Source organism: Corynebacterium sp. TAE3-ERU2 (assembly GCF_019209955.1).
GTDB classification, from domain to species: Bacteria; Actinomycetota; Actinomycetes; order Mycobacteriales; family Mycobacteriaceae; genus Corynebacterium; species Corynebacterium megadyptis.
The window spans coordinates 104,246-123,106 of the sequence record NZ_JAHUTL010000001.1 but is presented as its reverse complement, the minus strand read 5'-3'; the positions used below and the strand labels follow the sequence as shown (position 1 = coordinate 123,106).

Sequence of the window (18,861 nt, the reverse complement as noted above, 5' to 3'; positions counted from 1 at the left end):
CGCCGCCCGCCCCGACCGATCTGCCCCGCGCATCCGCCGCCAACTACGATGAAGCCTCACATGACCACCGCCGACAAGGAGGAGCATGAATCAGCGACCGCAGGGGCATTTCACCACCTTCCTCAACACCCGCCCCGTCCGCGGCTGGGAACATCACCTGCGCCGCCTCCGCCACGATGCCCGCGCCTTCGGCAGCTGCCTCGACATGCCCCTTACGCTTCTCGACGCCACCCTCCAGCCCCATCTCGCCGCCCTGCCCAGCGATCCCTGCGTGGTGCGGATTACCGCCTATAGGGACTCCGTCGAGGTGAGCACCCGGCAGCTGCCGCCCCGCTGCGGGGCACCGATCACTCAGGTAGAAGAAGTGCCGTATCGGCGCTACTACGCATCAGAGAAGCACACCGATATTCAGCCCGTCCGAGAACTTATCGCTGCTGCCCAATCACGCGGATACGACGACATTGTTTTCCGCTGCCCGGAGACAGGCGAACTCACCGAGGGGTCGTTTTGGTCCCTGGCAGTGCTGCGCGGCGGCCAGGTCTGCATCCCCGCCAGCCCAGATATTCTTCCCAGCACCACCCTCGCGTTCTTGCGGGAGCAGACACCGCAGCTGGGATGGCAGCCTGAACACGCCTTCCGGCTCTCGGACTATGACGGTGCAATCGCCCTCAACGCCGTGCACGGGGTCCGTCAGATCGGCGCGGCACGCGGGCCCGCGCAGCAGGTGATCGACACGCTGACACAACAGTGGCTGCACCCATCCAGCTAGAGCTTTGGGCGTGTCCGGCAGTCGCCGCTGCTGGAGGGGAATTACGTACAGCCACTCTGATGCGTAGTAGCAAGCCGCGCCTGTTAGGATGAGGCCTCGTTTAACACTGGCGCCACGCACCGGCGCCGCACAGGAGTACACGAGCGCCAGCGACCCAGTGGCGCCGCCGGCCCTAACTACAGCCTTCGCGTCCACGGGCGTGGGGGAGCGCACAAGGAGGAGATCGAGCAGTGCGGGTTCTCGCAGCGATGAGTGGTGGGGTGGATTCTGCAGTGGCTGCTGCCCGGGCGGTCCGGGCGGGCCATGAGGTTATTGGTGTGCATTTGGCGTTGTCCCGCGATCCGCAGTCGGTTCGCGAGTCCTCGCGCGGGTGCTGCTCTTTGGAGGATTCGGCGGATGCGCGCCGGGTGTGCGATAAGTTGGGCATTCCTTTTTATGTGTGGGATTTCTCCGATCGCTTCAAAGAGGATGTGATCGATGATTTCGTGGACTCCTATGCAGCTGGCGAGACCCCGAACCCGTGCCTGCGCTGCAATGAAAAGATCAAGTTTCGCGCCTTGCTCGAGCGGGGTGTGGCGCTGGGCTTCGATGCGGTTGTCACGGGGCACTACGCACAGCTGACCCAGCCGAGCGATGGCGGCGACGGCTATCTGCGTCGTTCTGTGGATCCAGACAAAGACCAGTCTTATGTGCTGGGCGTGCTGGGCATCGAGGAGATCAAGCGCTGCATGTTCCCGGTCGGCGATACTCCCAAGCCGCAGATCCGCGAGGAGGCGAAGGAGATGGGATTCGCGGTCGCCTCGAAGCCGGACTCCTATGACATTTGCTTTATTCCCGACGGCAACACCCAAGCGTTTTTGGGCAAGCACATCGGGGTGCGCCCGGGCGCGATCGTCGATCAGGAAGGCGCGGTGCTGCGCCAGCACTCTGGGGTGCACGAGTACACCATCGGCCAGCGCAAGGGCCTAGATATTAAGGCCCCGGCCGCGGATGGGCGACCGCGCTATGTCACCGATATTGACGCCTCCACGGGCACCGTGGTGGTTGGTCCGCGCGAGGCGCTGACCGTCACCCGTATCGAGGCCGATCGGGTGAAGGTGCTCCACCCGGACATGGAGGGCGTGTTTGACTGCGAGGTCCAGGTGCGGGCGCATGGCGGCGTCGTGGCGGCGCGGGCGCAGGTGGATCGCGACGCCGATCGGCTCGTGCTGGATCTGCAGGAGCCGTTGCGTGGCGTCGCCCGCGGCCAAGCCGCCGTGCTCTATCGCCCCGATCCCGGCGGCGATATTGTGCTCGGCTCCGGCACTATTTGCGGGACGGGTCGATAATGGTTGCCTACTCTGTCGGCCCCATGCCTGGGCTTTCGCTTATCGACGCCGCCTCCGTGATCGCAGGCGAAACCGGCGATTATCGAGCAATCCCGCACCTACCCCAGCGCGGTCTAGGCTCCGACGCTATCGGCCGCACCGCCAGCCTGCTGGAGGGGCTGCAGGTCTCCCGCGGCCCGCGCTCCTGGCGCATGGATGCGCGCCCCCAGATCGCCAGCCGCCGCATACTCGACCGCACCGAACGAGACCTCGACGAGCTCGAATCCTGCTGGGGCACCGGCGTCGGCGGCGTCATCAAAGAACAGATCGTGGGCCCGTGGAGCCTGGCGGCCTCCATTGAGCTCAGCACTGGCCAGCTGCTCCTCCGCGACCCTGGGGCCATGCGCGATCTCAGCGCCAGTCTGTACGAAGGCATCACCCGCCATATCGCCGAGATTCGGCGACGCTACTACGCATCAGTGTGGCTGCAAATCGATGAGCCGCTTCTCGCGCCCATTCTGCGCGGCACCCTCACCCCAGCCACCACCTTGGATCCCATCCCGGCGATCCACCGCGATGAGCTCACCCCGGCGCTGGCTGCACTCGGCTCCAGCGCCGACCGTCGTATCCTGCATGTTCCCAGCCTCACCCCGGATCAGATCAGGGTGGGCATGCATTTCGACGCGATCCTCAGCACCGCCACTGGGTGGGATAGCTCCACCAAAGATGCGCTCGCCGAGTCGATCGAGCAGGGCACTAGCCTCGGACTGAGGCTGGTGCGTAGTACAGATCATGTCGATGAACTCGGGGAGTGCCCCCGCGCCCGCGCCCAAGAGGCCGCCGGACTCATCGATGAGTTGGCGCTGCCACGAGACGTCCTCGTCGATTCGGTGGATATTGCCCCGGAAGAAGATCTCAGCCGCGGCGATCTGCTCAGTGCGGCGCGCGCACTGAAGACGGCCCGCGTGGTGGGCGAGATGCTCAGCCGAGACGCCGGGGATCTCTAGGCGGCAACAGCGCACAGCCCGGCGAGGGGATGTGTGGCGGCGAGATGGCGTCGATAAGCGTTGCGCAGGCGGGGGAGAACTCGGATGCGGTTCGGTGAGCTAGGATTAGCAGCGCATCGATCACCTGCCGATCCAAGGAGAAACGTCGTGCGCCGAGAAGAAGGCGAGGAGCTGGATCCGGATTCGCTCCCTAAAAACAAATACGGCTTGCCGGACTTTACTGGAGACGATCGCTCCAGCACCATCATCGGCATCATCGTCTCTGTGATTTTCCTAGCCGTGATCGCGGCGGCGATTATTCTCTAAGCCCGCCCCCGCGCCCACGGATCATGTAGCTAGCCGCGCATGGGCCACACGGTTGAGACCGTGGAGGAGTCCTTGCCGCGGCTTTCGAAGTATTTCTTCAAGCTCGACTGCGACTCGTAGTACCACACGGCCTGCTGTTCCATGAGCTCATCGGCGTCCATTTGCGCCAGCTCGGGCCACATGCGCAGCTGCTTCCACGCGATGCGCGCCGCGGCGAGGGCATCGGCGGTGGCTTCGTGGGCGTTGTCGAGGCGCACCCCATAAAACTCGCACAGGCTGCCCAGGGTGCGCCGGCCCTTGCGATAGGGATCCTTGGCCTTGTCGATCACATACGGGTCATAGACCAGGCCTTTAATGACGAAGTCCTGGGAGCGTTGGCGCAGAATCGTCAGATCGAAAGTGCCATTGAAGACCACCAGGCTTTGGCCATCGGACCAGCCTTGATAGATCCGGTCGATGGTCTCACGCAGAACCTCATCGTGCGGGCGGCCATGCTCGCGGGCATAGTCGGTGCTGATTCCGTGCACCTTCGTCGCGGCCTCCGAAATCGGCACGCCCGGATCGGCGAGCAGCTCCAGCGGCTCCACCGAGCGCCCCTTGATGGAGACGATCGCGGAGGTGACAATGTGCGCCTCCATGGGGTCGTTGGTGGTGGTCTCAAGGTCGAAGGTGAGCATGTTCTGCGGATCGAAGTGGTTCATGGTTACTTAGCTTAAACTGCGCACCGGACACTCGGTCGCCACGTGCGGTTGGGGCAGGGCGCGTGACGACGCCATCTCGCGCAACTCTGATGCGTAGTAGCACCACAATCCTGTGGGTGGGCACGCGCTAGACTGTCGGATTGTGACTACAGACGATCTGCGCAAAAAGTGGGACGAGCTGGCGACGACAGTGCGCCATCACCGTGAGAAGTACTACAACCAGCAGCCAGAGATCTCGGATGCGGAGTTTGATCAGCTTTTTCGTGCGCTAGAGACCCTGGAGGCCGAGCACCCCGAGCTGCGGGTGCCGGACTCGCCGACCCTGCAGGTGGGCGCGCCGGTATCGGAATCGTCGAGCTTTGCCAATGTCACGCACCTCGAGCGGCTGTATAGCTTGGATAATGTGTTCGCGCTCGATGAGCTGCGGGCTTGGTTGGAGCGCACTCCGGCGCCGGAGTACCTGACAGAGCTGAAAATCGATGGCCTGTCGATCGACTTGGTCTATCGCCAGGGCCAGCTGGAGCGGGCTGCCACGCGCGGCGATGGCCGGGTGGGGGAAGATATCACCGCCAATGCCAAGGTGATTGAGGACATTCCGCATCAGCTGCAGCACAGCGCGGAGTATCCGGTGCCCGAGCTGGTCGAGATCCGCGGCGAGGTGTTTATCGCCATTGAGGATTTTGCCGACGTCAATGCCGCGCGGATCGCAGAAGGCGGCAAGCCCTTCGCTAATCCGCGCAATGCTGCCGCCGGGAGCCTGCGGCAAAAAGACACCGCGGCGGTGCGGCGTAGGAAACTACGCATGGTCTGCCACGGTATCGGCGCCCGCGAGGGCTTTAGCCCCGCCTCCCAGCTCGAGGCCTATGAGGCGATGACCGCATGGGGGCTACCCACCTCGCCGTACACCACCACGGCGAGCAGCACGAAGGAGATCATCGCCCAGGTCAATTACTGGGAAAAGCACCGGCACGACGCCGTGTTCGAGCTCGATGGTTTGGTGGTGAAGGTCAATGATCTGCAGCAGCAGCGCGACTATGGCGCGACATCCCGGGCGCCGCGCTGGGCGATCGCCTATAAGTACCCGCCGGAGGAAGTAACCACGACGCTCATCGATATTCGGGCGAGCGTGGGCCGCACTGGGCGAGTCACCCCGTACGCGGTGATGGATCCGGTGTTCGTGGCCGGTTCGACGGTGAGCATGGCCACCCTGCACAACCCCGAGGAGGTGGCCCGCAAGGGCGTTCTTATCGGCGATACCGTGGTGATTCGCAAGGCCGGCGAGATCATTCCGGAGGTATTGGGCCCGGTGGCCGATACCCGCGATGGCAGCGAGCGGGAGTATATCTTCCCCACGCTTTGCCCCGAGTGTGGCACGCGACTGCGCCCGGCGAAGGCCGATGACGCTGATTGGCGCTGCCCCAATACCCGTTCGTGCCGCGGGCAGCTCACCGGCCGGCTGTCCTATCTGGCCTCGCGGAGCGCCTTCGATATCGAGGCCCTCGGCGAGAAAGGCGCCCAAGATCTGATCGACCGCGGGATTCTCCGCGACGAAGCTCGGCTCTTCGATCTCAGCGAGGAGGACCTGCGCGCCTCCGCGGTGTATACCACCTCCACCGGCGCGCTCAATGCGAGCGCCAAAAAACTGCTGGATAATCTCGCTGCCTCGACAGGGGTGGAGCTCTGGCGGGTACTCGTGGCGCTTTCTATTCGCCACGTCGGCCCCACCGCCGCCCGGGCGCTCGCCCAGCATTTCGGTTCGATCCCAGCGCTTTTCGACGCTCCCCTGGCCGAGATCGCTGAAGTCGAGGGCGTGGGCCAGACGATTGCTGAATCGATCGCCGACTGGTGGCAGGTGGACTGGCACCGGGCCATCGTGGACACCTGGGCCGCGAGCGGGGTGACCATGGAGGAAGATATCTCCGAGCAAGCGGAGCTGCCGCAGGTGCTGGAGGGCATGAGCATCGTGGTCACCGGCACCCTGGAGAATTTCACCCGCGAAGAAGCGAAGGACGCCATTGTCGCGCGCGGCGGCAAAGCGGCGTCCTCGGTATCGAAAAAGACCACCTATGTGGTGGCTGGGGAGAATGCCGGCTCGAAGGAAACCAAGGCCCGCGATCTCGGCCTGGAGATCCTCGACGAGGCGGGCTTTATGCAGCTTTTAGGATTGAGCCAATAACGTGGCCCACGTTGCCGAGGTGCTCGACCTCGCTGGAGAGGAAATCGGGGCCGCCGGGGCGGCCCACCACCAGCAGTAAGTCGCTCTCGCCCAGCGGCACCACCGCTAGCGAGGCATCCAAGAGCGCCCAGCGTTCCGGGACCCATGTTTCTTTCTCGGGGTCGAGCAGGCGGGCGGAATGGACGTTGATCTCCGGGAGATTACCGTCGTCTTCGGGGGCGGCAGTGGAGGCCGCCACACGCCCAGCAGGCCCGAGCACAATGGCCCACCCAGAGGTCATGGTGCGGGGGATGACGTCGACAAGCTCCTTCATGGCTACGTCGATACGCCTAGAGTTTTCGGCGACAGCAGCCAGCATCTTGATCTGGCCGCGGCGATCGACCACTCCCGAGAAGGGGCGCAGCGAATCGATGATCACACCGGGGATTTCCTGCGCGGCGGAGACGATGCTGTCTGGGAGAGTGCCAGAAGGCAAATCCACCACGATGTCATCCATAACGGTGCCGCTGTCGAATTGGTGCACAACATCCACTGATTGGATATTGCCGCCAATGACACCGATCGCCTCAGCAAGCATGCCGAGACTGCCGGGTTCGTCGGGCAGGAGGACTCGTATTAGGTAGGACACACCGTTCATAGTAGCGACTTTTGTGATCTAGGCGGCAGGAGGCGGGGGTCGTGGGGCCGCATGGGGCGGGGCACTCTGCTGCGTAGTAGCCGTAGGTTAAGCTAGGGAAGTTACAGCGAAACCCTAAGAGGAGGACGAATTCACCGTGGCTGATATTTCTCGCAGCGAGGTGGCCCACTTGGCCGACCTTGCCCGGCTAGCTCTAAGCGACGAGGAGCTCGATCACCTCGGCACGCAGATCATCAATATTGTTGATCACGTCGAGGCCGTGCAGGAAGTCGATACCGAAGGCGTCGAGCCGATGAGCCACCCGCACTCGGTATCCACGGGGATGCGTGAGGACGTGGTGAAGCCCTCGCTGACCCCGGAGCAGGCACTTGATCAGGCCCCCGATTCGGCCGAGCAGCGTTTTGCCGTGCCGCGGATTTTGGGCGAATAGAGAAGGGATAGCAACTACATGAGCTCTTATGTTGAATCGAGCGTAGAACTTCTCTCGCTCAGCGCCGCCGACCTGGCCACCAAGATCCACTCCGGCGAGGTATCGTCCCGCGAGGTCACCCAGGCCTTCCTTGATCGCATTGCGGAGGTCGATGGAGATATCGGCGCCTATCTGCATGTCGGCGCCGAGCAGGCCTTGGCGGCCGCCGATGCCGTGGATGAGTCTCTCGCCCGCGGCGAGCAGCCCGCCTCGGCTTTGGCCGGTGTTCCCTTGGCGCTGAAGGATGTCTTCGTCACCACCGACGCCCCCACCACGGCGGGCTCGAAAATGCTCGAGGGCTATATGAGCCCCTACGACGCCACGGTGACCCGCAAGCTGCGCGAGGCGGGTATTCCGATTCTCGGAAAAACCAACATGGACGAGTTCGCTATGGGCTCCTCCACCGAGAACTCGGCCTATAAACTCACCCGCAACCCCTATGACACCGAGCGCACCCCAGGTGGCTCCGGCGGCGGCTCGGCGGCAGCACTGGCATCGCTGCAGGCCCCGCTGGCTATCGGCACCGACACCGGCGGCTCGATCCGGCAGCCCGCCGCGCTGACTAACACCGTGGGCGTGAAGCCCACCTATGGCACGGTCTCGCGCTATGGCCTGATCGCCTGCGCCTCCTCCCTGGACCAGGGCGGCCCCGCCGCCCGCACCGTGCTCGACACCGCGCTGCTGCACGAAGTCATCGCCGGCGAGGACCCCTTCGACGCCACCTCCGTGAATAAGCCCGTCGCCCCCGTGGTCGACGCCGCCACCAAGGGCGCCCACGGCGACCTCAGCGGCGTGACCGTGGGCTGCCCCAAGCAGTTCATCCGTGATGGCTACCAAGCCGGTGTTCTCGAGACCATCGACGCCTCCCTCGAGCAGCTCAAGCAGCAGGGCGCAACGATCGTCGAGGTGGATTGCCCCAGCTTCGACCACGCGCTCAACGCCTACTACCTGATCCAAACCTCGGAGATTTCCTCCAACCTGGCGCGCTTCGACGGCATGCGCTACGGACTACGCACCGGCGACGATGGCACCCACTCCGCCAACGACGTCATGGCCATGTCCCGCGCCGCCGGCTTCGGCGACGAGGTCAAACGCCGCATCATTCTCGGCACCTACACCCTCTCGGTGGGCTACTACGACGCCTACTACCTGCAGGCCCAGCGCGTGCGCACCATGATCGCCCGCGACTTCGCCCGCGCCTTCGAAACCGTCGACGTCATCGCCGGCCCCGTCACCCCGACCACCGCCTTCAAACTCGGTGACAAGATCGACGACCCGCTGGCCATGTACAACTTCGACCTCTTCACCCTGCCCTTGAACCTGGCAGGCCTGGCCGGTATGTCGGTTCCCGCCGGCATGGCTTCCGACAGCGGCCTCCCCGTCGGCCTCCAGCTGATGGCACCCGCCTTCTGCGACGACCGCCTCTACACAGTCGGCGCCGCCTTCGAGGCTGGGCGCTCTTAATTAGTTCTTGCGCCGGCCGATGTTCCGGTTGGCGCTACTGATACGGCGCGGCACACCTGCGACACCAGGTGTGCCGTGCCTTCTGCTACTACGCAGTAGAGCACTGCGTGCCTACACGAGGCTGCCCCATGGCGGTCTCGATCGCGCTTGCGCACCGATATTCGGCGGCTGGTGGCGTCGAAAAGCGCTGGTGAGAAAGCTACGCTGAGGGGTATGAGTGTGCGACTATTCAGCGCGGTATATCCCAGTGCGCCCGCCCGCGATCATCTGGCCGCTGCGCTGCGTAGTCTCTCCGCGGCGGGGCACGCGGCCGGGCAGCTGCGGTGGAGCGAGCCGTGCAGTTGGCATATCACGTGCCAGTTCTATGGCGAGATGCCCAGCGGAAGTATCGGCACGGTGCAGCAGCACCTGGCGGAATCGCTTCGGGACACACCGGCGTTTCGGTTGTCGCTGCGCGGGGCGGGGGAGTTCCACGGCCGCTATCTGTGGATCGGGGTGGGAGACGGCAGACGCGAGATGACCGAGTGTATGCGGCGGTGCGTGCTGCCTGGAATCGAACCGGACCACGCCACCCCGCGCCCGCATCTCACGGTGGCTCGCATGCGGCGGGGGCGAACACAGGCTCATCGAGACGGGCCAGAGAAGACGCCCGCTGTATCGCTTACTGCAGAAATCGCCCAGGATGGTGCGCTCTATGCGGGGCCCAGCTTCCTCGTGGATCGGGTAGACGTGCTGGTCTCCGAGCTGGGGGCGGGACCAGGCGGCGGCGCGCTGCATCGCCGTGTGGGAAGTATTCCGCTCGCCCAGTGATGAGAGGGTACAGATAGCCAGTGTGACCTTAAGCGCGGCGAGGTGACTGCCGGTAGCGCGGTGGCGGCGGGGCGAGGGGCGCCCCACAGAAAAACCACGCGCCGCAGCTGGACATGCCTGACTTGAGGCATGGGCCGTGGCGCGTGGGATGTGCGGTGAAAAGCGGTGTTAGGCGTTATCGTTGAGCGCCCAAGCAGCGCCAGCGGTGGCGGCGGTGACAGACAGCACGGCAGGCCATGCGCCGATCTTCTTCGCCAACGGGTGGGAGAGGCCGAAACCAGCAACGTAGAGTCCGGTCAGCCCGGTAGCGACCACACCGCCGCTCTTTTTGTACCAGCTGCGGGCCGCATAGCCGCCGGCGGCAGCAAGGACAGCCCCACCAAGGGGGCGGATCAAGGTTTCTCGGGCGGTGAGCCAGCCACCGATCAGGCCGACGGTGACCATGGCGGCAGTATTGACGTTCTCAGCTTTTTTCAGGTTCATACCGGCTATCGTAGCCCGCGACAGCAGCCGGTGGGGTGAACCGAGGCGGCGATCGGGGGTGAGCCACTCTGTTGCGTAGTAGCACCGTGAGACTAACGAGTCTGGGCTGGCGCGATGGGGCCGCCGGGGGAGCAGGGGCGTCGGAGTAGACTGGCGTGCCATGTCTACTCCTCGTTTTCCCGCACGGGATACCGACGCGGCTCGGGCGCGGTCTGCTGCGGCTGCTGGCCCCGAGATGGCGTCGACAAGCGCTGATGCCGCGCGGCCTGGTCAGGGGCCCACGGCGCCGATGGAGCAGGAGAGTCTCCGGCCGCAGTGGAAAGCGCTGGCGGCGCTGTGCATCGGTTTCTTTATGATTCTGCTGGATCAGACCATCGTGGCGGTGGCGACCCCGCAGCTATATGCGCAGCTCGATGCGACGCTCACCGAAGTGGTGTGGGTGACCAGTAGCTATCTGCTGTGTTTTGCAGTGCCGCTTTTGGTGACCGGGCGCCTGGGGGACCGGTATGGCCAGCGCGAGGTCTACATGGTGGGCATGGCGGTGTTTACGCTGTCCTCGCTGGCGTGCGGGTTGTCGCAGTCGGTGCATGCGCTGATCATCGCCCGGGCGGTGCAGGGCATTGGTGCGGCGCTATTGACCCCGCAAACGATGAGTGTGATTAACCGGATCTTTCCGCGTCATCGCCGCGGCGCCGCCATGGGCGTGTGGGGCGCGGTGGCGGGTTTGGCGAACCTCGCCGGCCCGCTGCTTGGCGGGCTGTTGGTGTCCCGTTTCGGATGGCAGTGGATTTTCTTCGTCAATGTGCCCATCGGTGTGGTCTCGATTGTGTTGGTGTGGGCCTGGGTGCCCGCACTGGAGCGGGTGGCGCGCCGGATCGATCTGGCGAGCGTGGCGATCAGCATGATCGGTATGTTCGCGTTGGTCTTCGCGGTGCAGCAGGGGCCTGCCCTCCACTACGCACCAGTGGTGTGGGTCTTGTTCGCCCTGGCGCTCTTATGCGTAGTAGCATTCATCGCGCTGCAACGCCGCGCCGCCCGCGCCCAGCGCGACCCCCTGGTGCCGCTGCAGATTTTCGGCTACCGCAACTTCTCGATCGGGGCGTTCTCGATCGCCATGATGGGCTTTTGTGTGAACTCGATGATGCTGCCGGTGATGCTGTTTCTGCAGTCCACCCACGGGATGAGCGCCCAGCAGGCCAGTTTCCTGCTGATCCCGATGGCGCTGGTGGCCTTCGTGCTCGCCCCGGTGACAGGGCGCATGTCCGACCGGGTACATCCGCGCACGATGTCGCTGGTGGGATTCGGCGGCTGCGTGCTTGTGCTCGGGGCTATGACGGGGCTGATGCTTATCGACGCCGCCCCGCTGCTGCTGATGATCCCGCTCACTCTTTTCGGTGTGGCGAGCGCGTTCGTGTGGGCCCCCAACTCGGTGGCGACCATGCGGGAGCTGACCCCGGAGCTCTCCGGTGCGGGCTCAGGGGTGTATAACACTACGCGTCAGCTTGGTTCGGTGATCGGCGCCGCCGCTGTGGGGGCGGTGCTATCGACGAGCGTGGCGCTCGCGATGTCCTTGCCGATGCTGGCGATGATCTGTGGATTAGTGACTGTAAGCAAATACACGTTTCCGAAACCGGAAAATACGCTGTCCGATCGGGCATAACACAAAGATAAGGACTAGACTGAAACGCATGCGTATTGCGACTCTGACTTCTGGTGGCGACTGCCCCGGCCTGAATGCTGTTATCCGCGGTATCGTTCGTACTGCGACCGCCGAGTATGGTTCCACGGTGGTGGGATACCAAGACGGCTGGGTGGGCCTGCTTGAGGATCGCCGCACCCAGCTCTATGACGACGAGAGTATTGACCGCATCCTGCTGCGCGGCGGCACCATTTTGGGTACCGGCCGTTTGCACCCGAACCAGTTCCGCGAGGGGATCGATCAAGTCAAGGCGAACCTAGAGGATGCGGGCATTGACGCCCTGATTCCGATCGGCGGCGAGGGCACTCTCAAGGGCGCGAAGTGGCTCTCCGATAACGGCATCCCCGTGGTGGGCGTGCCGAAAACCATTGACAATGACGTCAATGGCACGGACTACACCTTCGGTTTCGACACCGCAGTGTCTGTGGCCACCGATGCCATCGACCGTCTCCACACCACTGCTGAATCCCATAACCGCGTGATGATCGTGGAGGTCATGGGCCGCCACGTGGGCTGGATTGCCTTGCACGCCGGCATGGCCGGCGGCGCCCACTACATCGTGGTTCCGGAGCATCCTTTCGACATCAATGACATTTGTAAGCGCATGGAACGCCGCTTCCAGATGGGCGAGAAATACGGCATTATCGTCGTCGCCGAGGGAGCGCTGCCCAAGGAGGGCACCATGGACTTCGATGAGGGCGAGGAAGACCAGTTCGGCCACAAGACCTTCAATGGTATCGGCCAGGTCATCGGCGAGGAGATCAAAAAGCGCCTCGGCCAGGATGTGCGCACCACCGTGCTGGGGCATATCCAGCGCGGCGGCACCCCGACCGCTTTCGACCGTGTGCTCGCCACCCGCTATGGCGTGCACGCCGCCCGCGCCTGCCACACTGGCGACTTCGGCAAGTCGGTGGCGTTGCGCGGTGAGCACATCGAGCTGGTGGATCTTGATGTTGCTGTGGGCAAGCTGAAGAGCGTGCCCGAGGGGCGCTACCGCACTGCTCAGGCGCTGTTTGGCTAAAGAGTAGAAGGATCATGGCCCGCATGGATATCTCCGTGCGGGCCATGAACTATTATGGGGTGCTATGACGCAAGCGGATTTTGACCTGATGGACTTCGAGGATGTCCTCGCCACCTACGATCCCGTGATGGGGCTTGAGGTGCATGTGGAGCTGTCGACAGAGACCAAAATGTTCTCGGCGAGCTCCGCGCATTTCGGAGACACCCCGAACTCGAATGTGGATCCGGTGAGCTTGGGCCTGCCCGGGGCGCTGCCGGTAGTTAATGCCAAGGGCGTGGAATGGGCGATCAAGATTGGCTTGGCGTTGAATTGTTCGATCGCGGAGTCCTCGCGCTTCGCCCGCAAGAACTACTTCTATCCGGACCAGCCGAAGAATTACCAGATCTCGCAGTACGATGAGCCGATCGCCTACGACGGCTACCTCGATGTGGTGCTCGATGATGGCGAGGTGTTCCGCGTCGAGATCGAGCGCGCTCATATGGAGGAAGATACCGCCAAGCTGACCCACATCGGCGGCGCCGACGGACGCCTCCAGGGTGCCACCTCCTCGCTGGTTGATTGCAACCGAGCCGGTGTGCCGCTTATTGAGATCGTGACCAAGCCGATTGAAGGCGCCGGTGCCCGCACGCCTGAGGTGGCCCGCGCCTATGTGTCTGCGCTGCGTGATCTCGTCAAGGCCCTTGGGGTCTCCGATGCTCGCATGGACCAGGGCTCGATGCGTTGCGACGCCAACCTCTCCCTGCGCCCCATCGGGCAGAGCGAGTTCGGCACCCGCACCGAGACCAAAAACATCAACTCGGTGCGCTCTGTGGAACAGGCCGTGCGCTTCGAGATGCAGCGCCAGGCTGCGGTGCTGCAGGATGGGGGCTCGATCCGCCAGGAGACTCGCCACTATCAGGAAACTGATGGCACGACTACGCAGGGGCGCCGCAAGGAAACCGCGGATGACTACCGTTACTTCAATGACCCTGACCTGCCGCCGGTGGTTGCTCCGCGCGAGTGGGTAGAGGAGATCCGCGCGACGTTGCCGGAGCTGCCGTGGGTGCGTCGGGCGCGCTTGCAGGAGGAATGGGAGCTATCGGATGCCGCCATGCGTGATCTGGTGAACGCAGGCGCCCTCGATCTCATCGTCGCCACCATGGATGCGGGCACCACCTCTGCTGAAGCCCGTTCGTGGTGGGTGTCCTATCTGTCCCAAAAGGCCAATGAGCTCGAAGTCGATCTTGAGCAGCTGGCCATCACCCCCGAGCAGGTCGCCGAAGTTGTGGGCATGATCAACGAGGGCAAGCTCACCAACAAGCTCGCCCGCCAGGCCGTTGATGGCGTGCTCGCTGGCGAGGGCAGCGTCTCTGAGGTTGTGTCCCAGCGCGGCCTGGAAGTCATGCGCGACGACGGCACCATCGAGAAGGCCGTCGACGAGGCCCTGGCTGCCAATCCTGACATCGTGGAAAAGTACAAGGCCGGCAACAAAAAGGTCACCGGTGCCATCGTCGGCGCCGTGATGAAGGCTACCCGCGGCAAGGCCGACCCGGCGGTAGTCAACCAGCTCATCGCGTCGAAGCTACAGTAACTACGCAGCAGAGCTGCCGGCAGCGACCTCGCGAGAGGTGCTGCCGGCTTTTTTCGTGCTCGCAGCCTGGGAGGGGTTGGTGTGTGGGTAAAAGGGACTACGCATTAGCGGTGGCGGCGTGTTTTCCTGTTCGCGCTCTGATGCGTAGTGCCTACCCGAAAGTGTCGATGACCGCACAACCATCGTCCTAGGCTGTGCATAAATTTCGCGCAATCCACAAGTCAGTCGCGTGGCGGGGCGAAAGCGTGGCGGAGGGGGCGCGGATTTGTCACAGTGCTGTCAACACACACAACGACGAGCATTGTTGCCATGGGGGACACACGATGACCGCACTTATCGATGAAATTAGCCAGTACGAGGCCTTTTTGCTTCGTCTCACCGAAGAATTGGAATCAGGGGTGGAGGATTTCGACCACGTTATAGCCACCTATCAGAGATTGGAGCAGCTTCAAGACCTGAAAGCCCACACTGATGTTTTGCTCGCGCACCGCGTCCGAAGCGAGAAGGCTGTTGCTGTGGCTGGTACGAAAAAGCCCGTGCGGTTTTTACAAGACACCCTGGGGTGGTCGAAAACGCGGGCCTCGAATGTGTCTACCCAGGCGGCACGGTTGTATGGGCCGATAAAGGACGCACCGCCGGAGGATGAGCCGGCTCACGAGACGGCGCAGCGCGTTGAAGAGGCTCGCCAGTTGCGGGCTTTGAGCGTCGATAAGCTGCGGCGACACCGGTTGAGCGCCGATATGCGCCGGCTCATTGAAACGAGTTTGGCTGGGTTGCGCACGAAAGATGCGCGCATTCGCGAATCGATTCGCCTCGAGGCAATCAGCTATGGCGCCGAGCATTCCTATGATGACACCCGTGAACTGCTGATTCTGCGCGTGCGCCGGGTCAATAGTTCGCTACCTGAGGCTGACCGTGATAGCGCCGCTTCTCGACGCTTAACTATCACCAAACCCGGAACCGATGGCAATGTGGGGATATTCGGGCGTATTGCGCCCGATGCGGCAGCAGTCCTGACAGATCAGGTCGATCGCGAAATGAGAAAGCCTCGCCCCAAGGGGGATCAGCGTTCTTATCACCAACGCTACGAAGAGGCGTTTAGCACCGTTATTAAACGCGGTACAGGGAATGCAGACAGCACTCTGGTGGTGTGCATTTCGCCGAAAGATTTCACCCACTGCGATTACGCCAATGCCGGCATCGAGCACCCCACAAACACAGGTATTCCCTTGACCACTGAGCAAGTCATGGCGCTCGGCATGAAAAAATACGGATTCCTTGCAGTCCATGATCCGCATACTGGCGATGTTCTTCGGTTGGGAAGATTCGAGCGCTGCGCCAATATATTTCAGCGCATTGCCTTGGCCGCGGCGCAGAATGTGTGCTCACATCCTGGGTGCTCGACGCCCATTTCCAAATGCGAAATTCACCATATCGAGCCCTATGCGCAGGGTGGGGCGACGGATATTGAGAATCTCACCTGTCTTTGTCGCATCCACCACAGCGACAACGATGACACCCGCGCCCACCACAGCAAACACCATGCAGCGCGGGACCCCAAGACGGGGCGAGTAGGTGCGACCCGCGGGGCACACGCCGCAGAATCCAGCCCAGAAGTCCACGTCAACGACTCCGTGGCAGCGCAGCAAGCGCCTGGTGCAAAAGTGCGGGCCCAGCCTTGGCCCGAGCCGTGTGCCTATCACAGCCAGGACACCGCCACCGACGCTCAGAGTTAGCGTTGCGCCACGCCACGCGAGAACTCCACCCAGGGAGCCCCTAGGAGGTGGGGCGGGCGAGGAGAGGGGACGGCTTTGCGAGGTGGTTGTACACGGTGCGGGCGGCGTCGTTAAGGCGCGCGGGGCTTAGTCGCTTGCGAAGCGTTCAGTTACTCCCAGGTATGCACGGAGAGTCAGGTCCAGGTCTTCGAGATGCAGGTGCTCGTCGTGGGCGTGCAGCTGGGCCTGGACTTCGCCGAGCGTGCGTCCAGCGGCATGTGCTGCAAAGCCATAGCCGACGCCGCCCATTTTACGGGCGAAGCGTAAGTCTGAACCCCCTGAAGCAATGATGGGCAGCACCTGTTCCTCGGGGAAGAGCTCGGCCAAAGTTGCGCTGATCGCGTCGTAGAGCGGTGAATCGGTGGGGGATACTGTGGCATCTTCGCAGATCAGCCGTTCGATGCGGCAGTGACTACGCAGCTCGCCAATGGCTTCGAGAAGATAGGCATCCACATCGTCTTGGGTCATGCCTGGTGTGGGGCGGATATCCAGATCCACATACCCAGATGAGGGAAGAACATTGATGGGGCCGCCGGCGCGAACAACTGTGGGAGCGACAGTGGTGTGAGAGATTGCATGGGCGAAGCGGGACATCTCGCCGAACGGGCTGTAATCGTCCGTCTCGTGGGCAAGAAATGCCCGCTCAGTCTCGGGATCGAAACCAAAGGCGCGGACGAACGGCTCCCACAGGGGTTGATCAGAAGGGATAGACAATGCGGCTAGCCGGGTGGTGACTTCACCCAGGATGCCCGTGGTCATTGTTGTTCCCCACGGAGTCGATGCGTGCCCAGGATCTCCGGTGAAGTGAATACGTCGCTGGGCAGCTCCTTTCTCGCCGGCGTTGACTACTACGCAGCGCGAGGTTCCATCGAGAACGATGTGCCCACCGCCGGTCTCACCGAGGCAATGATCAAAGGAAAGGGCATCGGGTTGGTTCTCGGCGATCCAACCCGCCCCGAGTCCACCGCGTGCCTCTTCATCGGCGAGAGCAGCAAATTGGATCGGGCGGCGAAGATGATTCTGTGCGGCAGCCCATTTAGTTACGACCGCTTGCACTGCAGTGATAAATAGCATGTCTACCGCGCCTCGGCCGTAGATCTTGCCGTCTTCGATCACCGCGTCAAAGCAGGGTTTGGTCCAGTGCTGTTCGTCGACGACAACGACGTCGGTGTGGCCGAAGAAGGTAAGAGGGGCGAGTCCCTCATCGTGGGCTGGGGCGGCAGTAACGATGAGAGTGGTGCGACCTGGGCTGGGCTCAATGCTTTCAATTGAGAGGCGCTCACGAACCTCGGCCGGAGCATCGGAGAAGAACTCACGGAGGGTCTCGGCGGTACGCTTTTCGTTGCCCGAGCCGGGAGTGAAATCGTTGACGCACGCGTTGCGGATCAGTGTGCGAAGTAGGTCAAGAGTGGAGTCGTAGAGCTGATGCGTAGTCATCTTCCCCATATTATGGGCTAGCAGCGGTAATGGGGGAGTGGCCCTGTTTCGTAGTAGCACGATCGCCACTGTCGCAGGCACACTGGGAGCATGTCATTCACAGTAGAAGCACCCCAGTCCTATCAACCCGCGCCGGACCGCTACGAGTCCATGAACTATCGCCGGGTGGGTAATTCAGGCCTAAAATTGCCGCCCCTCTCTCTCGGGTTGTGGCATAACTTCGGCGATGACCGTCGTCTCGATGTGCAGCGAGATATTGTGCGTAGTGCCTTTGATCTCGGCGTCACACACTTTGACCTGGCCAACAACTATGGGCCGCCCGCAGGCTCCGCGGAGCGCAACTTCGGCGAGATTCTGCGTAGCGACTTCGCAGGGCATCGTGATGAGATGATCATCAGCTCGAAGGCAGGGTGGAACATGTGGCCCGGCCCCTACGGGTTTGGTGGCTCGCGCAAGTACTTGATGTCCTCGCTGGATCAATCGCTAGACCGGTTGGGAGTGGATTACGTGGACATCTTCTACCACCATCGCCCCGATCCGGATACGCCGTTGGAGGAGACGATGTATGCCCTGCGCGATATTGTCGCCTCCGGAAAAGCGCTCTATGTGGGTATTTCTTCCTATGGGCCAGAGCTGACGGCAGAAGCAGCCTCGATCATGCAGGAGGAAGGCTGCCCGCTGCTGATCCATCAGCCGAGCTATTCGATTGTGAACCGCTGGGTCGAAGAACCCGGCGAGGACGGCGAGTCCCTGCTTGAATCCGCTGCCGACAACGGGCTCGGGGTGATTGCTTTCTCGCCGCTGGCTCAGGGACTACTGACCGACCGCTATCTCGACGGCGTGCCCGCCGATTCCCGCGCGGCCGAGAAGGGCTCTTTTGGCGAAAGCATGCTCTCCGAGAGCAATCTAGCCATGGTGCGGGCCCTGGACGACATTGCGCGCGAGCGCGGGCAAAGCCTCGCCCAAATGGCCATCGCCTGGGTATTGCGCGAGCAAGGTGATTTCGGTGAGCTGACTGTGGCCTCGGCTCTGGTGGGCGCATCGTCTGCGCAACAGCTGCGCCACAACGTGGCGGCTCTGGATAATCTGGACTTCACCGACGCCGAGCTGGCCGCCATCGACGAGGCCTCCGATGATGCCGGAATCAATATTTGGGCCGGGGCGACCGCGTCGAAGAAGAAGTAACTACGCAGAAGAGCGAGCAACCACGCGGCCACGAGCCATCGGGTT

The 18,861-nt window shown here is 63.0% G+C and carries 17 protein-coding genes; 13 read left to right on the top strand and 4 right to left on the bottom strand.

The genetic code is table 11. The annotated features are described in order from the left end of the window. Positions 1-85 precede the first annotated feature (85 nt). The 4 genes from KRX12_RS00515 to KRX12_RS00500 all read left to right on the top strand — a co-directional run bounded on the left by KRX12_RS00515 (position 86) and on the right by KRX12_RS00500 (position 3,389). Positions 86-769 carry an aminotransferase class IV gene (locus tag KRX12_RS00515; RefSeq protein WP_218365381.1) on the top strand — a complete coding sequence of 228 codons (684 nt, stop codon included), beginning with the start codon at positions 86-88 and terminating at the stop codon, positions 767-769. Positions 770-999: 230 nt separating this feature from the next. Next, positions 1,000-2,097: a tRNA 2-thiouridine(34) synthase MnmA gene (mnmA, locus tag KRX12_RS00510; protein ID WP_218365380.1), complete on the top strand. Its 1,098-nt coding sequence runs from the start codon at positions 1,000-1,002 to the stop codon at positions 2,095-2,097. Next, entirely contained in the window at positions 2,097-3,083 is a 987-nt protein-coding gene (locus KRX12_RS00505; protein ID WP_218365379.1) for a hypothetical protein, read from the top strand. The genes mnmA and KRX12_RS00505 overlap by 1 nt, the downstream gene beginning before the upstream one ends. Before the next feature lie 147 nt (positions 3,084-3,230). Next, positions 3,231-3,389: a hypothetical protein gene (locus KRX12_RS00500; protein ID WP_192796162.1), complete on the top strand. Its 159-nt coding sequence runs from the start codon at positions 3,231-3,233 to the stop codon at positions 3,387-3,389. Between the two features lie 29 nt (positions 3,390-3,418). Here the strand turns inward: KRX12_RS00500 and KRX12_RS00495 are convergent, their stop codons facing one another. Continuing rightward, on the bottom strand, positions 3,419-4,090 hold the full coding sequence (locus tag KRX12_RS00495) for a 3'-5' exonuclease (protein WP_218363760.1): 672 nt from the start codon (positions 4,088-4,090) through the stop codon (positions 3,419-3,421). Positions 4,091-4,232: 142 nt separating this feature from the next. Between KRX12_RS00495 and ligA the strand changes: the two genes are divergently transcribed. Then, positions 4,233-6,266 carry an NAD-dependent DNA ligase LigA gene (gene ligA, locus KRX12_RS00490; protein WP_218365378.1) on the top strand — a complete coding sequence of 678 codons (2,034 nt, stop codon included), beginning with the start codon at positions 4,233-4,235 and terminating at the stop codon, positions 6,264-6,266. Here the strand turns inward: ligA and KRX12_RS00485 are convergent. Then, positions 6,238-6,894 (bottom strand): amino acid-binding ACT domain protein, encoded by a 657-nt coding sequence (locus tag KRX12_RS00485; RefSeq protein ID WP_218363758.1) that lies wholly within the window; start codon positions 6,892-6,894, stop codon positions 6,238-6,240. The two genes, ligA and KRX12_RS00485, sit on opposite strands and share 29 nt — an antisense overlap. A gap of 145 nt (positions 6,895-7,039) precedes the next feature. Here KRX12_RS00485 and gatC point away from each other — a divergent pair, with 145 nt between their 5' ends. From gatC to thpR, 3 genes are all read left to right on the top strand, one after another. After that, complete coding sequence (gene gatC / locus KRX12_RS00480) at positions 7,040-7,333, top strand: Asp-tRNA(Asn)/Glu-tRNA(Gln) amidotransferase subunit GatC (protein ID WP_151529985.1); 294 nt, start codon at positions 7,040-7,042, stop codon at positions 7,331-7,333. Positions 7,334-7,351: 18 nt separating this feature from the next. Next, positions 7,352-8,836 carry an Asp-tRNA(Asn)/Glu-tRNA(Gln) amidotransferase subunit GatA gene (gatA, locus tag KRX12_RS00475; RefSeq protein WP_218365377.1) on the top strand — a complete coding sequence of 495 codons (1,485 nt, stop codon included), beginning with the start codon at positions 7,352-7,354 and terminating at the stop codon, positions 8,834-8,836. 213 nt (positions 8,837-9,049) lie between these two features. Further along, positions 9,050-9,646 (top strand): RNA 2',3'-cyclic phosphodiesterase, encoded by a 597-nt coding sequence (thpR, locus tag KRX12_RS00470; RefSeq protein WP_218365376.1) that lies wholly within the window; start codon positions 9,050-9,052, stop codon positions 9,644-9,646. 168 nt (positions 9,647-9,814) lie between these two features. Here the strand turns inward: thpR and KRX12_RS00465 are convergent, their stop codons facing one another. Beyond that, entirely contained in the window at positions 9,815-10,129 is a 315-nt protein-coding gene (locus KRX12_RS00465) for a hypothetical protein (RefSeq protein ID WP_218363755.1), read from the bottom strand. A gap of 160 nt (positions 10,130-10,289) precedes the next feature. On the opposite strand from KRX12_RS00465, the gene KRX12_RS00460 reads away from it, so the two are divergent. The 4 genes from KRX12_RS00460 (at position 10,290) to KRX12_RS00445 (ending at position 16,155) form a co-directional block, all read left to right on the top strand. Continuing rightward, positions 10,290-11,789 (top strand): DHA2 family efflux MFS transporter permease subunit, encoded by a 1,500-nt coding sequence (locus KRX12_RS00460; protein ID WP_255550005.1) that lies wholly within the window; start codon positions 10,290-10,292, stop codon positions 11,787-11,789. Positions 11,790-11,817: 28 nt separating this feature from the next. After that, a complete protein-coding gene (locus tag KRX12_RS00455) occupies positions 11,818-12,849 on the top strand; it encodes a 6-phosphofructokinase (RefSeq protein WP_218363754.1) in 1,032 nt (343 codons plus the stop codon). 64 nt (positions 12,850-12,913) lie between these two features. After that, complete coding sequence (gene gatB / locus KRX12_RS00450) at positions 12,914-14,419, top strand: Asp-tRNA(Asn)/Glu-tRNA(Gln) amidotransferase subunit GatB (RefSeq protein WP_218363753.1); 1,506 nt, start codon at positions 12,914-12,916, stop codon at positions 14,417-14,419. Positions 14,420-14,742: 323 nt separating this feature from the next. Then, a complete protein-coding gene (locus KRX12_RS00445) occupies positions 14,743-16,155 on the top strand; it encodes an HNH endonuclease signature motif containing protein (RefSeq protein WP_218365375.1) in 1,413 nt (470 codons plus the stop codon). Between the two features lie 126 nt (positions 16,156-16,281). On the opposite strand, the gene KRX12_RS00440 is transcribed toward KRX12_RS00445, so the two are convergent. Continuing rightward, positions 16,282-17,640, bottom strand: a complete 1,359-nt coding sequence (locus tag KRX12_RS00440; RefSeq protein ID WP_218365374.1) for a M20/M25/M40 family metallo-hydrolase — start codon at positions 17,638-17,640, stop codon at positions 16,282-16,284. 81 nt (positions 17,641-17,721) lie between these two features. On the opposite strand from KRX12_RS00440, the gene mgrA reads away from it, so the two are divergent. Continuing rightward, positions 17,722-18,816, top strand: coding sequence for an L-glyceraldehyde 3-phosphate reductase (gene mgrA / locus KRX12_RS00435; RefSeq protein ID WP_151641628.1), 1,095 nt, complete (start codon positions 17,722-17,724; stop codon positions 18,814-18,816). The last annotated feature ends 45 nt before the right edge of the window (positions 18,817-18,861 follow it).